Raw genomic sequence first — 19620 nt, forward strand, 5'->3', positions numbered from 1 at the left:
TCAGCCCAACCCTCCCGCATTGCCCAAACCGCCATCAAGAATCAGGACCTGTCCCGTCACCCAGCTTGCGTCACAGGAGGCGAGAAAGGCCACGGCGGAGGCAACGTCGCTAGGCTCGCCCAACCGGCCCAGCGGGTAGGAGGCCGCCACTGCCGCTTCACGCCCCTCATAGAGCGCACCCGCAAAACGGGTTTTCACCACGGCCGGCGCCACGGCATTAACCCGGATTTCCGGTGCCAGTTCCATGGACAGTGTGCGGGTCAGGTGTGAAACGGCGGCCTTGCTCACCCCATACAGGCCCAGGCCGGGGGCGGGAACGTTGGCGCTGATGGAGGACACGTTCACCACGGTCCCGCGCCGCACCTTGAACTTGAGCCCAGGATGCGCCAGCACGGCCTGCGTCCAGGCGAGGGTGCCCCACACGTTAACCTCAAAAATTTTGCGCCCCGCGTCCAGCTCCGCGGTTTCCAGAGGCCCGTAGACGGGGTTGATGCCGGCGTTGTTGACCAGCACATCCAGCCCGCCAAAGTGATGTTCGGCTGTGGCCAGCACCTCTGCGCGGTGCTCCGGGTCATCGGCATGCCCGGCCACGGCGAGGGCGTTCGCACCGAGGCTGGCAACTGCCTCATCCAACGCATCCTGGCGCCTGGCCGTGATGAGGACGCGGGCCCCCTCCTCCACCAGCCTCCGGGCAATGGCCAGCCCTATCCCCCGGCTGGCGCCGGTGACGATGGCATTCTTGCCAAGAAATCGCTGGGCCGGGTTCGGGGTTGAGTGCGTGCCATCTAATGCCATGGGATCCTCTTTTTCCGTTGCCATCGCGCCTACTCGGCGGTAGCTATTGCCAGCATGCTGTGGAATGCGGCAACGGTCAAGGGAAAGCTGGAAACCGCTAGTGTGCGGCGGCCCGGGTTTCTGCACCTTCACCCCACGGCTGCCCCACTCTCTCGTTGAGCAGCCTTCAGTTGCTCAGCCCTTCTCGCGGAGGGCCTTGCCATGCGCGGCTGCAGCAACTTCCGAAACGTGCACCTGCTCGGGTGTGCGCCCGTCACGGTTCAGCGGCGGGCAAAGCTCGGCGCGCATTGCTTCCTCAAGATCGGCAAGGGGTGCAGCGTCCGGGAGTACGCAAAACTGCACGCTCAGGTTTTGCGTCATCCAGACGCTCAACACTTCTTCATCTACATCGGTCAGGCGCGGGTGTGCGGAGCGCCCATGCCACTGGGCCTGAAGTCCCAGCAATGCCGCCAGGGAACGGCGGAAAGTGGATTTTGACGTTTGAATATCGTGGTGTTTTGCCCTGCCCTTGAGGTTCGTGGCCTTGCCCACGTAGAGCAGGTCACCGCGTTTGAGCGGGGTCAGCTCCGCCGGCCAATTCATGTCCTTGGGCAGGCCTCCGCTCAGGTAGTACTTATAAAGGCCGGGGGCAAAAGGCATCGCCTGCCATGCGCTTTTTGCGGGGGCGGTTGCAGTCCATTTGAGTTCGCTCATCCGTTGACTTTACGGCATGGAGCCTGTGGCGTCCTGCCGTTGAGCCCTGGCAGAGCGCCAAGAAACCCGCTCGGCAATAGGGGCTGCCACCTTCGTCTCCTCCAATACCAAGAGCCCCGGCTGGGCGCGCAACCACGCGGCATTCAAGCCAGTGACGTCTTCGGACTCGAAGAGGTCTTCAAACTCCACATCCAACCGCTCCATGGCGCCAAGCCCTTCGCGGACGTAGGCATCAAGGTCTTCGCGGCGCATTCGTGGCAATGTCCGCTGGAGTCAACAGTGCCCGGAACATGTCATTGACAACAGAAAACGTTGTCTGCGATCACGTCTTCATTGTTCCCGGCGGCACCTGCGGCACTCAGCACAACGGGGATGTGGCGTGTAGTCATGGACGTTCCTTAGCTCTTCGGATGCGGTTGGCCCTTCCACGCTAAGTTGCAGGAGTTCACTTCACCCCTGTGCTCGCGTGAACGCCAGGGAAAAACCGGGGAACGTTTCACGCCATGACCCGGCCATGACCTGCGGCCTCTTTTACCGGCCTTCGTGCGCTGCCAAGAACCTGTACACCTCTGTCTCGTCCACTCCGGGGAAGGCGCCCTGGGGCATAGCCGCCAAAAGGTGCGAGTTGGCGCGGGTTGAGGGCCAGGCATGCCCTGCCCACTGGGCCGAAAGCTCGGTGGGTGGGCGCCGGCAGCAGTCAGGATCCGGGCAGCGGGATGCCGAACGCTCCGTGGTGTCCCGGCCCCGGAACCATTTAACGTGCTCATAAGGTACCCCAATACTGAGCGAATACTCTCCCGAGGAATGGCGTTCAGTGCGGGCAGTGCACCAATACGTCCCAACGGCCGTGTCCGTGTATTGGTTGAACGCACGGAACTTATCCGGCACTTCAAAGACGGCCCGGGAGGTCCAGTACCGGCACACGGCCTGGCCTTCGATGGCGCCGGTGTGATCGGCAGGGAAGTTCACGCCGTCGTTCTCGTAGGCTTTGTGGATGATCCCTGACTCATGCACCTTCTGAAAGTGTGTGGTGATGCCCAGGTGCTCGGTGGCCAGGTTGGTGAAGCGGTGCGCGGCCGTTTCATAGGAGACGGCGAAGGCGTCACGGATGTCCTCAATGGCAAGCTCCTTCGCCATCTTGGCTGTCTTGAGGAAGTCCACTGTGGCCCGCTCCGGCATGAGCAAGGAAGCCGCAAAGTAGTTGGTGTACACGCGTTGGCGCAGGAAGTCAGCGTAGTCGCGGGGGGTCTGGTGCCCCAGCACATAGTGACCCAGCGCTTGCAGCAGTACCGAACGCGGATCGTGGTCGGAGCGCTGCCCGTGAGTGAGATAAATTCGGCGATTCTTCAAATCCGTCACAGACCGGGTGGAATGCGGCAGATCCCCCACATAATGCAGGTCAAATCCGAGGTGTTCGGCCACGTCCGCAGCAACGTGGTGGGACAGTGGCCCACGGTCATGCCCCACCGCCGCCAGTAGATCCTGGGCCTGGCGTTCAATCTCCGGATAGTAGTTGTTGCGTTCACGCATTTCCTGGCGTAGTTCGTTGTTCGCCCGGCGGGCCTCCTCCGGCGTAGCGGACTGTTCATCCAGCCGCCGTTCCAACTCGTGTTGCAAACCCACTAAAGATTCAAGGACTTCGGTGGAAAGCCGTGAGCTGACGCGGACTGTGGGCAGCCCCAGCGATTGGTACAGCGGCCCGCGCTGCGCCCGTTCCAGCTCAATTTCCAGTGCCGCGCGCCGGCTGGGCGGCTCGTTGCCCAACAGCTGATCAAGCCCTACGCCGAGCGCCCCGGACAGCGCCTGCAGCAGCCCCAGTTTGGGCTCCCGTTTGCCGTTTTCAATCAAGGAAAGCTGCGACGGCGCGGCCCCCACTTTCACCCCGAGATCATCCAGGGTCATCCCCTGGGTCTTACGCAGGTGCCGCACCCGGCGCCCTAAGGAAATGATGTCCAATTCTCCCTGCGCAGCAGCTTTCTTACCGCGCCGGGCAGATGCCTCACCTGTGTTCCATCCCACATTCGTCATTTCTTGACAATACGCGAAGAAACGCGTTTCTTTCCATCAATTACCTCTAGTAACCCCTTGAAAAGCGCTGAATAGTAGAAATCACGAAGAAGAACGCAGCTTCAACTAGCTCACCCACCCCGGTGATCGAGCTTGTCGAGATCCACAATAACAAGGAGCTTTCCATCATGAGCGCAGCATTTGAACCCGCAACCACGCCGGAGCAGAACCGCACCGAGGCAGCTGCAGCCCTCGAGCTCGAGTGGGCTGCCAACCCCCGCTGGAATGGCGTGGAACGCTCCTTCAGTGCCGGGGATGTCATCAAGCTCCGTGGCCGGGTCCAGGAGGAACACACCCTGGCCCGCCGCGGCTCCGAGAAGCTGTGGGACCAACTGACAAACGCCGCACCTGGCGGCTACACCAACGCACTGGGAGCCCTCACCGGCAACCAGGCGGTTCAGCAGGTCAAGGCCGGCTTGAAAGCCATTTACCTGTCCGGCTGGCAGGTTGCCGCGGATGCCAACTCCAACGGCAACACCTACCCGGACCAGTCGCTGTACCCGGTAGATTCGGTGCCCAAGGTAGTTCGCCGCATCAACAATGCGCTCCTGCGTTCAGACCAGATTGAGTTCTCAGAAGGAATCCAGAGCGTTGAGGATTGGCTGGTGCCGATTGTGGCCGATGCCGAGGCCGGCTTTGGTGGCCCCCTCAACGCCTACGAACTCATGAAGTCCATGATCACCTCCGGTGCGGCCGGTGTGCACTGGGAAGATCAGCTTGCCAGCGAGAAGAAGTGCGGGCACTTGGGCGGTAAGGTGTTGATCCCCACGGCCCAGCATGTCCGCACGTTGAACGCGGCAAGGCTCGCGGCCGACGTCGCCGGCGTCCCCTCGGTAATTATTGCCCGCACCGACGCCGAGGCCGCCACGCTGATCACCTCGGATGTAGATGAGCGCGATCGCCCCTTTCTCACCGGCGAGCGCACGGCGGAAGGTTTCTACCACGTCCGCAACGGGATCGAGCCCTCCATTGCCAGGGCCCGCGCCTACGCCCCTCACTCAGACCTCATCTGGATGGAGACCGGAACACCTGACCTTGAGCATGCAAAGAAGTTTGCTGAAGGGGTCAAATCCGAATTCCCCGACCAGATGCTTGCCTACAACTGCTCACCGTCATTCAACTGGAAAAAGCATTTGGATGACGCAACTATCGCTAAGTTCCAACGGGAGCTTGGCGCTATGGGATACACCTTCCAGTTCATCACCTTGGCTGGTTTCCACTCCCTGAACTACTCGATGTTTGATCTTGCCCATGGCTACGCCCGTAACGGCATGAGTTCCTACGTCGAACTGCAGGAGCGAGAGTTTAGCTCCGAATCCCGCGGCTACACCGCAACCAAACACCAGCGCGAAGTGGGCACAGGCTACTTCGATGCGGTGGCGACCGCCCTGAACCCGAACAGCGGCACCCTCGCTTTGGCAGGCTCCACAGAAGCCGAGCAGTTCCACTAACAACTCCCTCCCGCTGGGTGGGACCGCTGGCCGCCTCTTGTTGAGACTCACGTTGCAACAAGAGGCGGCTCGCAGTCCCGTCACCGGCACTTTCAGACTTGGAGCAAGCCCCATGAACTCAACGAACAGCCTGAACGGAATCACGTTCAACGGCATCACCATGACCGCACCGCCCATCTACCGCCAGGAAGAAATCCTGACTCCTGAGGCACTGGATTTCATTGCTGCACTAAACCGCACCACGACGGCGCGGCGCACCGAATTGCTGGCAGCCCGCCGCACGCGCCGCTCCCAGATCCTCAGTGGCACTGATCCGCGCTACCTGCGCGAAACGTCCGCCATCCGGGAAGATCCCCGCTGGCGCGTTGCTCCCCCTGCCCCGGGTTTGGAGGATCGCCGCGTGGAAATCACCGGCCCTGTTGACCGCAAGATGACCATCAATGCGCTGAACTCCGGGGCGAAGGTCTGGCTGGCTGATATGGAAGACTCCTCCACACCCACCTGGGGCAATGTGATCCGCGGCCAGCTGAACTTGATTGACGCACTGGAGCGCCGCATCGACTTCACCAGCCCCGAAGGCAAAGAATACAAGCTGGCGCCGGCGGAGGAACTCCCCACTATTGTGGTCCGTCCCCGCGGCTGGCACTTGCCGGAGAAGCACCTGCTGATCAATTCCAAGCCCATGGCAGGCGGCATCGTAGACTTTGGCCTGTATTTCTTCCACAATACCCGGAGGCTGATCGCTCAGGGCAAGGGACCGTACTTTTACCTGCCGAAGATTGAAAATCACCAGGAGGCCCGTCTCTGGAATGACATCTTCATCCAGGCGCAGGACCTGCTCGGCATCCCCCAGGGCACCATCCGTGCCACGGTGCTGATCGAGACCATTACGGCCGCGTTCGAGATGGAGGAGATCCTCTACGAGCTCCGCGACCACGCCGCTGGCCTGAACGCTGGCCGGTGGGACTACCTGTTCTCAGTCATCAAGAACTTCCGCACCCGCGGCCCGCGCTTTGTGCTTCCGGACCGCAACCAGATCACCATGACCGCACCCTTCATGCGCGCCTACACCGAACAACTGGTCCGCGCCTGCCACACCCGTGGCGCTATGGCGATCGGCGGCATGGCAGCCTTTGTGCCCAACCGTCGTGATCCGGAGGCCAACGCCAACGCCATGGAGAAGGTCCGTGCAGACAAGACCCGGGAAGCCAACGACGGCTTTGACGGTTCCTGGGTGGCCCACCCTGACCTGGTTCCCGTAGCCATGGAGGTCTTTGACGAGGTGCTTGGCTGGAACCCGAACCAGATTATTCGCACCCGTGAGGATGTTCTCCTCGATGACCGTGCACTGCTGAACGTGGCCGGCACGGAAGGCAAGATCACCGAGCAGGGCATTCGTGACAACATCTGGGTGGGTATCCAGTACATCGAGTCCTGGCTGCGCGGCCATGGTGCTGTGGCCTTGAACAACCTCATGGAGGACGCCGCCACCGCGGAAATCTCCCGTTCCCAGATCTGGCAGTGGATCCACAGCCAGGCCATCACGGACACAGGCGAACTCATCACCTATGACTGGGTCAAGGAAATGCTCGACGAGGAGTTCTCACGGCTCCCCCGATTTGATAAGGACCGGTTCGATGACGCACTGGAAATCTTCACCGATGTAGCCATGGGCGAAGAGTTCCCGGCCTTCCTGACTACCTCCGCCTACGCCAACTACCTGCACGCGCACGCCGAAGTGCCCGAACAGCAGTTGATCGCGGCCTAATTTTGACAGCTCTCGCCGAACGCGACGCCACTGCACACCCGAGATCCGGGTCTCGGCGAGAGCGTCATTACCATCACCGAACGTACAGTTGATGCCCTGTTCCCACAGGCATCAATTGTACGTTCGGCGTTTAACGGGGCGTTTACGGGGTGGGGCGGGCGGGGAATAAGCGCCGAACGGGGCATGTTAGCCACAGTATGAAGATTGAGATCTGGTCCGATGTGGCCTGCCCCTGGTGCTACATCGGCAAGCGCCGTTTTGAAACCGCTCTGAGCGGCTTTGCCCACAAGGATTCCGTGGAAGTGACGTGGAAGAGTTTCCAGCTGGATCCCACCCTTCCCGAGCACTACGACGGCACCGAGCTGGAATACCTTGTGGAGCGCAAGGGCATGGACCGCGGACAATTGCTGGGCATGCTGGGCCACGTCACACAGGCTGCCCAGGGTGTGGGGCTGGACTTTAAGTTCGAGAAAGTGGTGGTCGCCAATAGTTTCCGCGCCCACGAGCTGCTCCACCTGGCCAAGTCCCACGGATTGGGCGACGCCGTCAAGGAAGCCCTGCTCTCAGCCCACTTTGAGCACGGCGTGGATATTGGCAACCGAGAAGCCCTCGTTGCGATCGGCACTAAGGCGGGGCTGTCCGCCGTCGAAATCAATGATGCTCTGGAGAGTTCGCAGTACGCCGACGCCGTCCGCAACGACATTGCCGAGGGCCGCGCGATTGGCGTCCAGGGTGTTCCGTTCTTCGTCATCGACCGGAAGTACGGCATCTCCGGTGCTCAGCCTTCCGAGGTGTTCGGCCAGGCTCTGGAGCAGGCTTGGCAGGAAGCCAACCCGCTGACCATGGTTTCGGCCACCGGTGGAGAAGACGCGCAGGCCTGCGGCCCGGACGGCTGCGCCATCTAGGCTCTCCGGCCTTCCGAGCAGGTGGGCCCGAAGCAGGTGGAATACTATGAGGATCCCGAGCGCTGTGCTGGCCCTTGTGGCTGGGTTGGCTGGCGGTTGGCCCGGCAGTGCCTTGGCCCGGCCCGCAGCCACGGCCGCTGCTCTGGTGGGTGGCTTCGATGCCACCGCCGTGGCACGGGCGGTACTGAGGGGTGAGCGCCGTTGGTTGCCAAAGAGCTCGGGGTGGCCGACGCCCTGTACTTGCAGGCTGAGGTGCCAGGCGGTCCCGCTGCCCTGGCCGGACTGCGAACAAGCGACGTCGTGGCGCTACTGGATAATCGCCCCGCCACCAGCACCGCGACACTCGGCGCCCTGCCCTGACACGGAGCCCCTCTGCTCCCCTAGATTCGTGACGGCGTGCCAAGACTGACGGCAACAGATAGGCGGTGGTGCGCGCTCTGGAGGCCATTTACCACCGCCCAGCGTCTGGACTGAACTGGGACCCCTCCCACTTCATGTGGCAGGGCATTGATCCGGTTTCCTTCATCTGGGACTTCAAGGACCGGATCTACCATGTTGATTGCAAGGATACGAAGCTGCGTCCCACGGGCCGCAACACGGTCATGGGCTCGCATTTGCCATGGGGAGATCCGCGCCGCGGCTGCGACTTCGTTTCGGCTGGCCGGGGAGATGTGCCGTGGGAATCCTCCTTCCGCGCACTGAGCGCCATCGGATACCACGGCCCCATCTCCATCGAGTGGGAAGACGCCGGAATGGACCGTCTGCAAGGCGCACCCGAGGCCCTCGCAGCACTGAAGAAGTTCGACTTCGCCCCGTCCACGCAGTCTTTTGACGCTGCGTTCAGCAACCAGGACTAGCCCTACCGATGGCGTTTTGGGGTATCTGACGAGTTCTGACACCGATCCCGCTTTCTGATCCCGGAAATCCGGGATCAGAAAGCGGGATCGGTTTCATTTTTCGTGGGACAGGCTCACGGATAGAGTGGATTCCATCATGAGCATTCCAAAGTCAGCACCCGCCTCAGTGCGCATTGACGCCTGGCTGTGGTCCATCCGCGCCTACAAGACCCGGTCCATGGCCACTGCCGCCTGCCGCGCCGGCCATGTGAAACTCAATGACGTGAACGCCAAGGCTGCTCACACGGTGGTCCCCGGCGACACCGTCCGAGTCCGCCAGCCCGGCTATGACCGGATCCTGGAAGTTCGCCTGTTGATCAAAAAACGCGTTGGTCCCGAAGCGGCCTCGCACTGCTTCACCGACCACACTCCCCCGCGCCCGGTCCTGCCAGCGCTGGGCTTGCCCCAGCGCGATCGGGGCACTGGCCGGCCCACTAAGAAGGACCGCCGAGACATGGACAAACTTCGCGGAGAATGACTCCAAAGCGGGCGCTGAGTGAACCTACCGAACGCAAGGGCCGCCGTCGTACTTGAAAAAGTACGACGGCGGCCCTCAAGTTTTGCGGCCAGCGGCAGTTAGCCGGGAATCTGAACTCGGGCAACCTGCTGCATCAGCGGATCCGAGATGCCAATGCTCGCTGCACCCGGAGCAATGTCGAAGGCAACAAAGCCGCGTGATTTATCTCCAGCAGGCACGTCGCCAGCAGGCAACTGATCGTCGGCGAAGAACTGAAAGTCGCCCTTGCGGCCGTCGTCAGTCTTTACGGAGAAATACAGCGGATTGGCGGAGGTGGTTCCAGACTCGGTCTCCCACAGCACATCCAGCAGCAGGTACTCGCCATTTTTGGCCTCGGTGGCGAGCACGTTCGTGCTGACAACATCTGTGCGCACCGCCGAGACAATGGTGATCCTAGCAACGTTGCCATTGCCCATCTTTACCGTGAAGGGGACGCCAACAGTAGGCTCCGCTTCTTGGGCTGGCGCCTCCGGGGCTGGAGCGTCAGCGGCAGGATCTACCGCAGGTGCCTCAACAGGGGCATCGACCTTGGGAGCCGTGATCACAGTATTCTTCAAGGCGTCGGGGGCTGCTGAGGATCCGCCCGCTGCGCCACCTCCGGACACCGAACCAATCACCAACAAGACGGCGGTGACTATCCAGGCCACAACCTTGTGCTTGTCATATCCCGCCAGCAGTCGTCCCTGCTTGTCCCGCTGCTTTCCAGCCAGTGTGATGATGAGATCCACCAATACCCATATGCCCGCGCCGCCGAGGGTGACGAGTTTGAGGATGCCGGTGCCCACCTTGCCCAGGTAGAACCGGTCAACTCCGAAAATCCCCAGGAACAAGGCAAAGAGCCAGGTGGCAATGAAGGATTTGGTCCCTACTCCGGCGCCCTGCGGCTCCGTTGCAAAGGGCGCTGACGGTGCCTTGGTGTACATGTCGTTCGTCAATTTAGGTGTCCTTGTCTGTGGCACTGCGGTCCATGGTGGCCGCGAGTGAAAGTGATGATGAACCGGGATTACCCGGGGAACTACTGTTTGGTCCAGCTACCACAGCGGCTCGATTTAAAGTCCTGGCCGGCGCTGATGGTCACCGACGGGCGGCCCCCTCCCGGGATGTCGTTGTCCACAATGTCCGAGCCGTTGCTCCCACTGGTCAGGATCGCCCAGTAGCACGAGGAGCCAACGTCGGCTGTGGCAATGTAGGTGCCCGGCTCAATGTCACGTCCCACTGTCCGGGTTCCATCGCCAAAGGTGTTCTTGGCCTTCGCCGCTTCGGCTCCACTCACTGTGGTTTCACGCTTCTTGAGCGCAGCTTCTGCCTCGGAGTTCTTCTTCTCCGTCTCAGTCGCGGCCTTCTCCCGGCTCACAACCGCCGATTCACGAGACTCAATATCCCCTTTGAGCTTGAGGTGAAGCTCCTCCAAGGTGGCGTAGTCCGTCTGCAGCAACCGAATTTTCTGGTCCACACCGGCCTTGCTTTCTTGCAATGCCACGTACGCCGAGCTCTTGCTGGGGTCCGGCAGTGTTGTCCCGAAGAACGTCCCCGCCCCAAGAAGTACCGCGCCGGCCACTGCACTTACCAGCACCTTGGCCTTCAACGTGCGCTTTGTACCGGCCTTCGGCTTCGAAGACGGCACCTGCGCAGCATTGGCTCTTGGAGCTTCTGAGACCACTTGGTCGTTTTGCTGCTCAGGCTTCATAGCCGTCTTCCTCATTCCGTGTTGGAGTTCCTTGTTCATCAGGCACATCAGTGGCAGCGCCGGCTGCCGTTGGGACTGCCCGGAGGGCGTTCACCAACGGAGGGCTACCAAACAACTGACCGTCCGCCAGCCCCAGGACTTGGCCCGTGCTGCTGTATATCAACCGCCGTCTGGCTTTTCCTGCATCGGCGTTTTTGCTGCCCATGATGTGCTTCCCCCAAATGGTGAATGGTGCTCGTTGCTGTCAGGAATACGCTAAGCCGTCGTGAGAAAATTACTGAGGATCGTTCTGATAAGAGGACTTATCAACAAGTTGTAAACAGTCTGCGGATTACGGCATAGGCTGTATTTGCACCTGCCACACAGACATGAAAGGAGGGCGCATGCACCAGCAACCCGCACCCCTGCGCATCTCCTTGGCTGAAATTGCAGAGCTGACCCGGGTGCAGCGTCCTGTGGTCTCCATGTGGCGCAGTCGCAGCAAGGGCACCGAGAATCCCTTCCCGGAGCCAGCTAACGTGCACCGCGGTCAGCAGCTATTTGACGCCGCTGAAGTCATGACCTGGCTTGAGACAACTCATCACGGCAACAATCCACAGGCCCCCGCGGACATGGCCGCCTATGCCCGCGCAGATTCGGCCCGGACGGATCCGGAAGCAGCGTTTGCCTCACTGAGCGCACTTGTCACGCTGCGCTACTTAACGGGCCAGCCACTGAACGGTCTGGACCACGATGACTTGTTGGATGCTGCGGATGATCATGATCCGGACAACGTCTTTCTATACTCAGAAATCGAAGCCCTGGGCTCCACGGCAATGCAGCAGGGCGCACATGCTGACGGATTAGTGGACGCCGCCTACTCCCCTGCTGCCGCCTTCGAGCATCTGCTGGGCGAACGCTTCCGCGCCGGTCTGCGGGACCATGCTGATACGGCCTTAGCGGATCCGGCCATTGAGCTGGCAGCCCGCTGCGCCGTGGAACTTGGTACGGCCATCGGCGCCAGGCACCCAATATTTGTGGATCCCACTCCCGGCAGCAGTGACTTGTTGGTGGCCGTGGCCGGGCTATTGCCGGAGGACGCCGATCCAACCTTCATCACACCCAACGCGCCCGGCCAGGCACCCCGGACAGCACTGTGCCGCCTGTTGGTCCACGGCGTTCACCGCGAGTGCCTCGAGGTCACCGGTTCCGGACAGTTCTCCGTGCAGGATCCGGCCGTGCATGTGGCGGCGTACCCTTCCGCGGGCGCCCCGGACATGGCCGCGGCAGACATTCTCGCCAGCATCGAAAACACTGTGTTGCAGATGGATGACCGCCAGCGCGGCGTCATCATGGCCCCCGCCACGGTGCTCACCGATGCTTTAACTGAACCGGCTGCCGCCGTGCGCTCGGACCTGCTCCGCTCGGGCCGGGTGCGCGCCATTGTCAGGCTGCCCGCAGGCCTGGTCCCGGCCAAGACCCGCCAGTCGCTGGCCCTCTGGATGCTTGGGCCGGCTCTTGCTGCCGTGCCGATTGCCGAGCGTTGGACCATGGTGGCCGATCTGTCCGGGACTACCTTGAGCCGGGTGGTGGTGCAGGATCTGGTGAGCGATCTTGCCGTGTCCATGGATTCGGCGGCAGTGATCCGCGCCCACTCCATGCGCTTTGCACACCTTGTCCCCACCTCACGCCTGCTGGCCATGCGTGGTGCGCTGGTAAGGCCCGCAACCGAGCGGAGCACATCTCATCCTGCCGAGCAGGCCGTGCGTGCCGATCAGCTCATTGCACTGCTCAATGGTGCTGATACCACGCCCGCGCCCCTGCCCATTGGGCTGACGCTAGGCCAGGGCACCGGTGCCACGGCCACGGTGCAGCAGTTGCTGGACAAGGACCATCTGAAGTATCAAACCGGCGCCCGGCTGGATCCCAATTTGTCCCTGACGGACGACGCCGGCCCCCGCGTTTTGGGGCTGCCGGAACTTGGGCTCGCGGAGCCTTTGGGACGGGCGCAGCCGTCGGGACTGCCCGAGGCTGTGGGAGGGGCGGGTGTGCGCGAACGCCGCATCCAGCGGCTGGTATTGGCCAGGACTCACCCCAATGCGCGGCTGACCGAACCAGGTGATGTCGTCTTTGCCACAACTCCCACGCCGGCGGCGATGGTGGACGCAGAAGGAGGGGCCGTCGTCGAATATCCGGCTAGGGTGCTTCGGGTCAGCGCCATGGATCCCGGCGGGCTTATGCCGGAACTCTTGGCAGCCGATATCAATGGTGCCGCATCCAAGGAATGGCGGAGTTGGTCTCTTCGCCTCATTCCGCATAGCACCGTACAGGCGCTGCGCCCCGTGCTATTACTGCTTGAAACCGAGCAGGCTGCCGTTCAGCTCAGGCTCCAGCGGCTCAATGAACTCACCACACTCATCCGTGACGGCGTCAGCGCCGGCGGGATGGTTGTGGACGCTAACATCGTTTTAACGTAAAGGAAGTATGGCCCATGCCCCCGAAGAAGAATGTGGACGCCGCCCCGTCCACCATGAAGGAACTCAAGGACACTCTGTGGAAGGCCGCGGATAAGCTGCGCGGCTCCATGGACGCCTCACAGTATAAGGACGTGATTCTGGGGCTAGTGTTCCTGAAGTATGTTTCGGATGCCTTTGATGAGCGCCGTGAGCAGATTTCCTCCGAGCTGACGGCCGAGGGCCTGAACGAGGAGCAGATCGGCCAGCTCATTGACGATATTGATGAGTACACCGGCCGTGGCGTGTTTTGGGTTCCGGCCCGTGCACGCTGGACGTATTTGGCGCAGAATGCCAAGGGCACACCGGCCACTTTGGACGAACATGCCAAGAGCATCGGCGAGCTGATTGACGACGTCATGGCGGACGTGATGGGCACCAACCCGTCGCTGGCCGCCACGCTGCCCATGATCTTCAACAAGGACAACATCGACCAGCGCCGACTGGGCGAACTGCTGGATCTGTTCAACTCGGCCAAGTTCACCGGCCAGGGCGCCACGAAGGCGCGCGATTTGCTGGGCGAGGTGTACGAATACTTCCTGGAGAAGTTTGCGCGCGCTGAGGGCAAGCGCGGCGGCGAGTTCTACACCCCTGCCGGTGTGGTGCGCGTTTTGGTTGAGGTGCTGCGTCCGGATCACGGCCGCGTGTATGACCCCGCGTGTGGTTCCGGCGGCATGTTTGTCCAGGCCGAGAAGTTCCTGGAAGCCCACAACAAGGAGGGCTCGGAGATTTCCGTCTACGGCCAGGAGCTGAACGAGCGCACCTGGCGGATGGCGAAAATGAACCTGGCCATCCACGGGCTCAACGGCAACCTGGCCTCGCGCTGGGGCGATACGTTTGCCCGCGACCAGCACCCGGACATGCAAGCCGATTTCATCATGGCCAACCCGCCGTTCAACATCAAGGACTGGGCCCGGTCCGAGTCGGACCCCCGCTGGAAGTACGGCGTCCCGCCGGCTGGCAACGCAAACTATGCGTGGATCCAGCACATCATCTCCAAGCTGGCCCCCGGCGGTACGGCCGGTGTAGTCATGGCGAATGGTTCCATGTCGTCCAACTCTGGCGGTGAGGGTGAGATCCGTGCGCAGCTGGTAGAGGCGGACCTGGTTTCCTGCATGATTGCCCTGCCCACCCAGCTGTTCCGTTCCACCGGCATCCCGGTGTGCACGTGGTTCTTCGCCAAGGACAAGAGCGCCGGTCCTGCCGGGTCTGTGGACCGGACCGGGCAGGTGCTGTTCATCGACGCCCGGAACCTGGGCCACATGGTGGATCGGGCCGAGCGTGCGCTCTCTGATGAGGACATCGCTCGCATTGCGGGAACGTTCCACGCCTGGCGCGGCACCACTGCTGATGCTGGCACGTACGACGACGAAGCCGGCTTCTGCAAGTCCGCCACCCTCGCCGAAATCAAGGCTGCCGACTATGCACTGACCCCGGGGCGCTACGTTGGCGCCGCCGAAGTAGAGGACGACGGCGAAGCGATCGAAGAGAAAATCGCCCGGCTGTCTGCGGAGTTGTTTACCCAGTTCGACGAGTCTTCACGGCTGGCGGCTGTAGTGCGCGACCAGTTGGGGAGGGTTTCATGAACGAGTGGCCAATCTCAACTGTCGGTTTCGTATCTACGCGCGTGACCAAAGGCACGACCCCGAAAGTGGGGGGCTACACAACTGGCGGTGTTTCATTCGTCAAAGTTGAATCAATCACAAGTGAGGGGCAATTCGTTCCCTCGAAATTGGCCTACATCAACGATGAAACGAATCAGTTCCTGGCACGGTCAATTCTAGAGGAAGATGATCTCCTCTTTTCGATCGCTGGAACGATCGGGCGAGTAGCTCGCGTAACACCGCAGGTTCTCCCTGCCAATACCAATCAAGCACTTGCAATAATTCGACCTGATAAAAACAAGATTGCCGTCGGATTTTTGCTGTACTGCCTTCGAGACAAAAATCGAATCCAGAATGCACTGTCGCTAGTAGTTCAGTCGGTGCAGGCCAACCTCAGCCTCTCTGAACTCTCGTCCATACAGATCCCATTTCCGCCACTAAGTGAGCAGCGCGCCATCGCAGAAGTCCTGGGCGCCCTCGACGACAAGATCGCCGCCAACACCAAACTCGCTGCAACCGCCCACGAGCTGGCCGGACACATTTACGACTGCTCCACGAATCCTTTTGATTCCGTACCGATGAGTGACGTTCTGTCCCCTGTTCTTGGTGGAACTCCACCACGGTCAAGGGACGACTTCTGGGCGGGAGACCAATTGTGGGCATCTGCCAAGGACATTACGGGTGCAGAATTTTCCACTGTTGTGGACACCGATGAAAAAATTTCATGCAGTGCAGTCGAAAAGACAAAAGCGAAGCCGTTGCCTGCTGGAAGCGTTATTCTGACCGCCCGCGGAACCGTGGGAGCAGTCGCCCGACTCGCTGTTCCCGCATCCTTTAATCAGTCCTGTTATGGGTTCGTACCCGGAGTTGTTCCACCCGGCGTGTTGTACTTCTCGATCGTGCACGCAACACAGCGGGCCAAGGCCATCGCTCATGGTTCGGTTTTTGACACGATAACCATGAAGACTTTTGACCACTTGGAGTTCCCTGATTTCGAGGGAGACACGATGGCCAACACCGAAGCCAAGATCGCGCCACTTCTAGAGACAATCACGGGGGCAGTCCTCGAAAACCACAAGTTGGCCACAACCCGCGACGCTTTGCTCCCGCAGCTGATGTCCGGCAAGCTGCGCGTTAAGGACGTCGAGTCGCTCGTCTCGGCCGCTGTCTAAAAACAACTCCAAGTTTCCTCCAAGTTCAAATTGGATTTGGAGAAAACTTGGAGGTAGCACTCTGCACTTCAGGAATACGCTTCGCGGGGTCACCGCTCCCCAGTCATCATCCAAAGGAAGAAATGCCGTATTCACTCGAAAATCGCCTTGTTGTCGGGGTGGCTTCAAGCGCTCTGTTTGACTTGAAACGGTCTGATGACTATTTCAACAAGTACGGGGAGGCGAAGTATCGCATCTATCAAGACAAACGCATTGACGATACCTTGGCGCCTGGCTATGCCTTCCCGTTCATTGAGCGCCTCTTGAGTCTCAACAATTTGAGAGGACCCGAGGATCCGGTAGTTGAAGTCATCATTCTCTCGAAGAACGACCCCTCCACCGGATTGCGCGTAATGCGTTCGGTCAAGAAACACGGCCTAGGCATATCACGCGCGGTGTTTACTCAGGGGCAGGCGCCCTACAAATACATCGGCTCCTTCGACATGTCACTGTTCCTCTCGGCAAACCGCAAAGATGTTGACGCGGCTACTCAGATGGGTTTCCCTGCTGGACATGTTCTGCCCTCAACTGCTATCTACACTGGAGGGGACGCATTGCGAGTAGCATTCGACTTCGACAGCGTGCTCGGTGACGATGAGTCAGAAAAGGTCTACCAAGAGACTTCAGGGGACCTGGCCAGATACTACGACTACGAAACCGCCAATCAAGACAGACCCCTTTCCCCGGGTCCGCTAAAGCGGCTACTTGAAGATCTAAATTTGATCCAAGAGCTCGAGACCACTCGTCAAAAGTACGATAAAGACTACAAACCGAGATTGCGGATATCCCTCATCACGGCACGCAGTGCCCCGGCACACGAGCGTGCGATCAGATCACTCACGCAGTGGGGTGTCACCGTTAACGACGCGTTTTTCTTGGGTGGCATCGCAAAATCTAAGGTCCTCGAAGTAATGCGCCCACATATCTTCTTTGATGACCAAAAATCCCACCTAGACCCTGCCGCAGGTTTCACTGCTGGTGTTCATGTTCCCTACGGCATCGCAAACAAGGCTCTTGTACTCAATGAAACACAGTCTGCCCAGCCTGCCGTCGGTGCGATCGACCTAATCACTCCTCAGGATGGCAATAAGGTTGAAGACCTTCTAACGTCAGCAGGTTGAAGTGCTGGATGCTCCTGCTCCGCGTTGGTTCCGTCAGCCGTCCTGAAGAGTACGCTGCGGAGTGAGACCAGCCACCCAAGGCAGTGTTGCAGCGCAGGTCCGATTAACGTACCCAGATTGACATCATTAGATCTAAAAATTACCAATGCACCCGTTCTTGGGTGCATTAACAAGATAATGTGATTATGTACTCGAAATCGAGTACATAATCACATTAGGCTGCGAGGGGCTGAATGACAATCACATCAACTACTACCCGGCTAGGTGCTTCCCTTCGCAGCCGACGAATCGCCCTTGGTATGTCGCAAGAGGAACTCTCCGAGCAGCTGGGAATTTCGCGATCAAAGATCAGCGCCATGGAAAACGGCCGCTTCGGGAGTACCCGATTGCTTTTTGAAGTGACTGAAGCCATCGGGCTCGAAGTATTCATGCTCCCTCGCGACGACAGGACCGCTCGCGCGATTCTCCTGACCCAAGACGATTTTAGGATCAAGACCAGGGGCACTCGAGTGAGGCGTACCAATAATGGCTGACTCCCTAGAAGTCTGGTTCAACAATGCCCACGTGGCCGATCTGACATCCGATGGCCCGGGCGGCGGAGCGGCACTGACGTACACAGCTCATGCGCTGAAGGACTTCGGCGTCGGCTTCCCGCTCTTGTCGGTCCGTATGCCGGTCAGATTGGAAATGTACCCGGCCACGCAGACGCGTGCGTTCCTTGATGGGTTACTCCCGGAAGATCATATCCGTGCACAATTTGCCAATGAGGCCCGTGTAAGTACCGACGATACGTTTGGATTATTGCGCGCATACGGGCTCGACTGCGCCGGAGCCATCCAAGTGATTGACCCGGAAGTTCCCGATCACGCGCGAGAACCAGGCATCCGATGGCTTGATGAAAACGAGTTCGCAGTTGTCGTCTCAGACCTTCCGTCGGCTCCGCTTGGCATTTCGGCTGATCCCGGTGTCCGCTCGAGCCTGGGTGGGCTCCAGGGAAAGCTGGTCGTCGTCGTCGATGGCGACCGAATTGGCATTCCCTTGAATGGACAAGCTTCAACCCACATACTCAAACCGGCTAGACTCACCGAAAAAGGGCTGGAACGCTGGCCGGGCATTGCACAGTTGGAGACCATGGGACTTCGCCTCATCAAGGCTGCCAGCGAGGCCGGGGTTTCAGTTACTGCCTCCGATGCTCGCGTCATCGACATTTCCGGACGACTCGGCCTCCTCGCCAATCGATTTGATCGAAAAAAAGACAAATCGGGCCTCGTGCAACGCATCCACCAGGAAGACCTCGCCCAAGCGCTGGGTATCAAACAAAAGTACCAACTTGACTCCCACACTGCGCCTCGGCTAACAGACATTGCCAACCTGCTTAGAGTCCATGCAACGGCGCCAGCAAGTGCAGTGAATCAGCTTCTGGAAATGGTGACACTGAACGCCGCCATCGGCAACTGCGACATGCACGCGAGAAACCTTGCGTTACTTCTCGACAACGGAAAAATCGGCCTGACACCGGCCTACGACGTGGTCCCCACTGCCGTCTGGCCCGACCATGATAGGGAACTGTCCCTACGTGTTGGCGGCGAGGCATTTCTTGACGATCTTCGTGGTGAGGACCTCCTCGCCGAGGCGACAAGCTGGGGTATGCGACGCCCCCTTTCCAAAAGGATCATCAACCGCTCACTCACAGCATTGGAAGTGGCACTTCCGGCCGTCCGGCAAGCTGCAATAGCCGAAGGTTGGGATCACCCTCTTTTGGACTCAGTAGTAGCCGGTTCCCTTATCCGCATTGAAAACCTGCGGGTGTCATAGTCCGCACCCCACCGCAATCCAAAATTGCAGTGGGGCTCAGGGTCAGCGTCGAGCTTTAGCCAAACCAGTACTGATTCATCCAATTCCGCGGATTCGACCTTCTGTTCATCACGGAACCCATCAAAAATCATCTGCTTGAAGAGGCTCCAGCGGAACCAAATGCGCCTGAATCGCGTCACGAACTTTATCGACGTCGACCTCGAAGTGCTGGTCAACTAGGATGTCAGCGATGCGCTGCTCGGTGCTTCGCCTCACAAAGCAACTGCGTCGGAGAGCGCGGACTCTGAGATCGGCTGCTTGAGCAAGTGGACCGGAAAGGGGTCGATGTCGCTACCCTCACGGGCGGTTCCGCGGACAATTGATCCAAAAATCTTGGGGTTTGTTGCTGCGTGCTTTGCCAGGAGTGCAAGGAGCTCACCACAGTGGGCGTTGAGGAGCTCGCGGAGTGCGATCGTCACAGGCGTTGCGGCTGCCATAGACATGCATCAAAGATAGCGAGAGGTCCTGATTGGGCGCCAAGATCCCGCACGTAGAAACATGAAGTATTGCCAGCTCCACTTGTGACGAGACCGCCATCGCACTGGACGACATTGACTCA

At 60.1% G+C, this 19620-nt stretch carries 18 protein-coding genes and 1 pseudogene; 12 read left to right on the plus strand and 7 right to left on the minus strand.

From position 1 onward, the window contains the following. From ABIB48_RS04130 to ABIB48_RS04145, 4 genes are all read right to left on the minus strand, one after another. Positions 1-819, minus strand: coding sequence for an SDR family oxidoreductase (locus ABIB48_RS04130; RefSeq protein ID WP_502914099.1), 819 nt, complete (start codon positions 817-819; stop codon positions 1-3). 150 nt (positions 820-969) lie between these two features. After that, positions 970-1488 (minus strand): GIY-YIG nuclease family protein, encoded by a 519-nt coding sequence (locus ABIB48_RS04135; protein WP_110105090.1) that lies wholly within the window; start codon positions 1486-1488, stop codon positions 970-972. Between the two features lie 9 nt (positions 1489-1497). After that, positions 1498-1740, minus strand: coding sequence for a hypothetical protein (locus ABIB48_RS04140; RefSeq protein WP_354212222.1), 243 nt, complete (start codon positions 1738-1740; stop codon positions 1498-1500). Positions 1741-2019: 279 nt separating this feature from the next. Next, complete coding sequence (locus tag ABIB48_RS04145; protein ID WP_110105092.1) at positions 2020-3516, minus strand: helix-turn-helix transcriptional regulator; 1497 nt, start codon at positions 3514-3516, stop codon at positions 2020-2022. Between the two features lie 167 nt (positions 3517-3683). On the opposite strand from ABIB48_RS04145, the gene aceA reads away from it, so the two are divergent. The 6 genes and pseudogenes from aceA to ABIB48_RS04175 all read left to right on the plus strand — a co-directional run bounded on the left by aceA (position 3684) and on the right by ABIB48_RS04175 (position 9053). Then, positions 3684-5006 (plus strand): isocitrate lyase, encoded by a 1323-nt coding sequence (gene aceA, locus ABIB48_RS04150; RefSeq protein WP_354212223.1) that lies wholly within the window; start codon positions 3684-3686, stop codon positions 5004-5006. Positions 5007-5118: 112 nt separating this feature from the next. After that, positions 5119-6774, plus strand: coding sequence for a malate synthase A (gene aceB / locus ABIB48_RS04155; RefSeq protein WP_354212224.1), 1656 nt, complete (start codon positions 5119-5121; stop codon positions 6772-6774). A gap of 197 nt (positions 6775-6971) precedes the next feature. After that, positions 6972-7679, plus strand: a complete 708-nt coding sequence (locus tag ABIB48_RS04160) for a DsbA family oxidoreductase (protein WP_354212225.1) — start codon at positions 6972-6974, stop codon at positions 7677-7679. Between the two features lie 201 nt (positions 7680-7880). After that, positions 7881-8039: a hypothetical protein gene (locus ABIB48_RS04165; protein WP_354212226.1), complete on the plus strand. Its 159-nt coding sequence runs from the start codon at positions 7881-7883 to the stop codon at positions 8037-8039. Between the two features lie 68 nt (positions 8040-8107). Continuing rightward, a pseudogene (locus ABIB48_RS04170) lies at positions 8108-8536 on the plus strand (sugar phosphate isomerase/epimerase family protein); the annotation flags it as partial. Between the two features lie 136 nt (positions 8537-8672). Beyond that, positions 8673-9053 carry an RNA-binding S4 domain-containing protein gene (locus ABIB48_RS04175; RefSeq protein WP_315914004.1) on the plus strand — a complete coding sequence of 127 codons (381 nt, stop codon included), beginning with the start codon at positions 8673-8675 and terminating at the stop codon, positions 9051-9053. Positions 9054-9151: 98 nt separating this feature from the next. Here the strand turns inward: ABIB48_RS04175 and ABIB48_RS04180 are convergent, their stop codons facing one another. Further along, positions 9152-10027 (minus strand): TM2 domain-containing protein, encoded by an 876-nt coding sequence (locus ABIB48_RS04180; RefSeq protein WP_315914003.1) that lies wholly within the window; start codon positions 10025-10027, stop codon positions 9152-9154. Positions 10028-10107: 80 nt separating this feature from the next. Then, on the minus strand, positions 10108-10794 hold the full coding sequence (locus tag ABIB48_RS04185) for an Rv1352/Rv1906c domain-containing protein (RefSeq protein WP_354212227.1): 687 nt from the start codon (positions 10792-10794) through the stop codon (positions 10108-10110). Positions 10795-11162: 368 nt separating this feature from the next. Between ABIB48_RS04185 and ABIB48_RS04190 the strand changes: the two genes are divergently transcribed. The 6 genes from ABIB48_RS04190 to ABIB48_RS04215 all read left to right on the plus strand — a co-directional run bounded on the left by ABIB48_RS04190 (position 11163) and on the right by ABIB48_RS04215 (position 19022). Continuing rightward, complete coding sequence (locus ABIB48_RS04190; protein WP_315914001.1) at positions 11163-13235, plus strand: hypothetical protein; 2073 nt, start codon at positions 11163-11165, stop codon at positions 13233-13235. Positions 13236-13249: 14 nt separating this feature from the next. Beyond that, a complete protein-coding gene (locus ABIB48_RS04195) occupies positions 13250-14857 on the plus strand; it encodes a class I SAM-dependent DNA methyltransferase (protein WP_354212228.1) in 1608 nt (535 codons plus the stop codon). After that, positions 14854-16047, plus strand: coding sequence for a restriction endonuclease subunit S (locus tag ABIB48_RS04200; RefSeq protein ID WP_315913999.1), 1194 nt, complete (start codon positions 14854-14856; stop codon positions 16045-16047). Before ABIB48_RS04195 ends, ABIB48_RS04200 begins: the two co-directional genes overlap by 4 nt. 122 nt (positions 16048-16169) lie before the next feature. Continuing rightward, complete coding sequence (locus tag ABIB48_RS04205) at positions 16170-17207, plus strand: 5'-nucleotidase (protein ID WP_354212229.1); 1038 nt, start codon at positions 16170-16172, stop codon at positions 17205-17207. A 233-nt stretch (positions 17208-17440) separates the two neighbouring features. After that, a complete protein-coding gene (locus tag ABIB48_RS04210) occupies positions 17441-17740 on the plus strand; it encodes a helix-turn-helix domain-containing protein (RefSeq protein ID WP_354212230.1) in 300 nt (99 codons plus the stop codon). Continuing rightward, on the plus strand, positions 17733-19022 hold the full coding sequence (locus ABIB48_RS04215) for a HipA domain-containing protein (protein WP_354212231.1): 1290 nt from the start codon (positions 17733-17735) through the stop codon (positions 19020-19022). Before ABIB48_RS04210 ends, ABIB48_RS04215 begins: the two co-directional genes overlap by 8 nt. Positions 19023-19273: 251 nt before the next feature. Here the strand turns inward: ABIB48_RS04215 and ABIB48_RS04220 are convergent, their stop codons facing one another. After that, complete coding sequence (locus ABIB48_RS04220; protein ID WP_354212232.1) at positions 19274-19504, minus strand: nucleotidyltransferase domain-containing protein; 231 nt, start codon at positions 19502-19504, stop codon at positions 19274-19276. Positions 19505-19620 lie beyond the last annotated feature (116 nt).

The organism is Arthrobacter sp. UYCu511 (assembly GCF_040547105.1).
In the GTDB taxonomy this organism is placed as follows: domain Bacteria; phylum Actinomycetota; class Actinomycetes; order Actinomycetales; family Micrococcaceae; genus Specibacter; species Specibacter psychrochitiniphilus.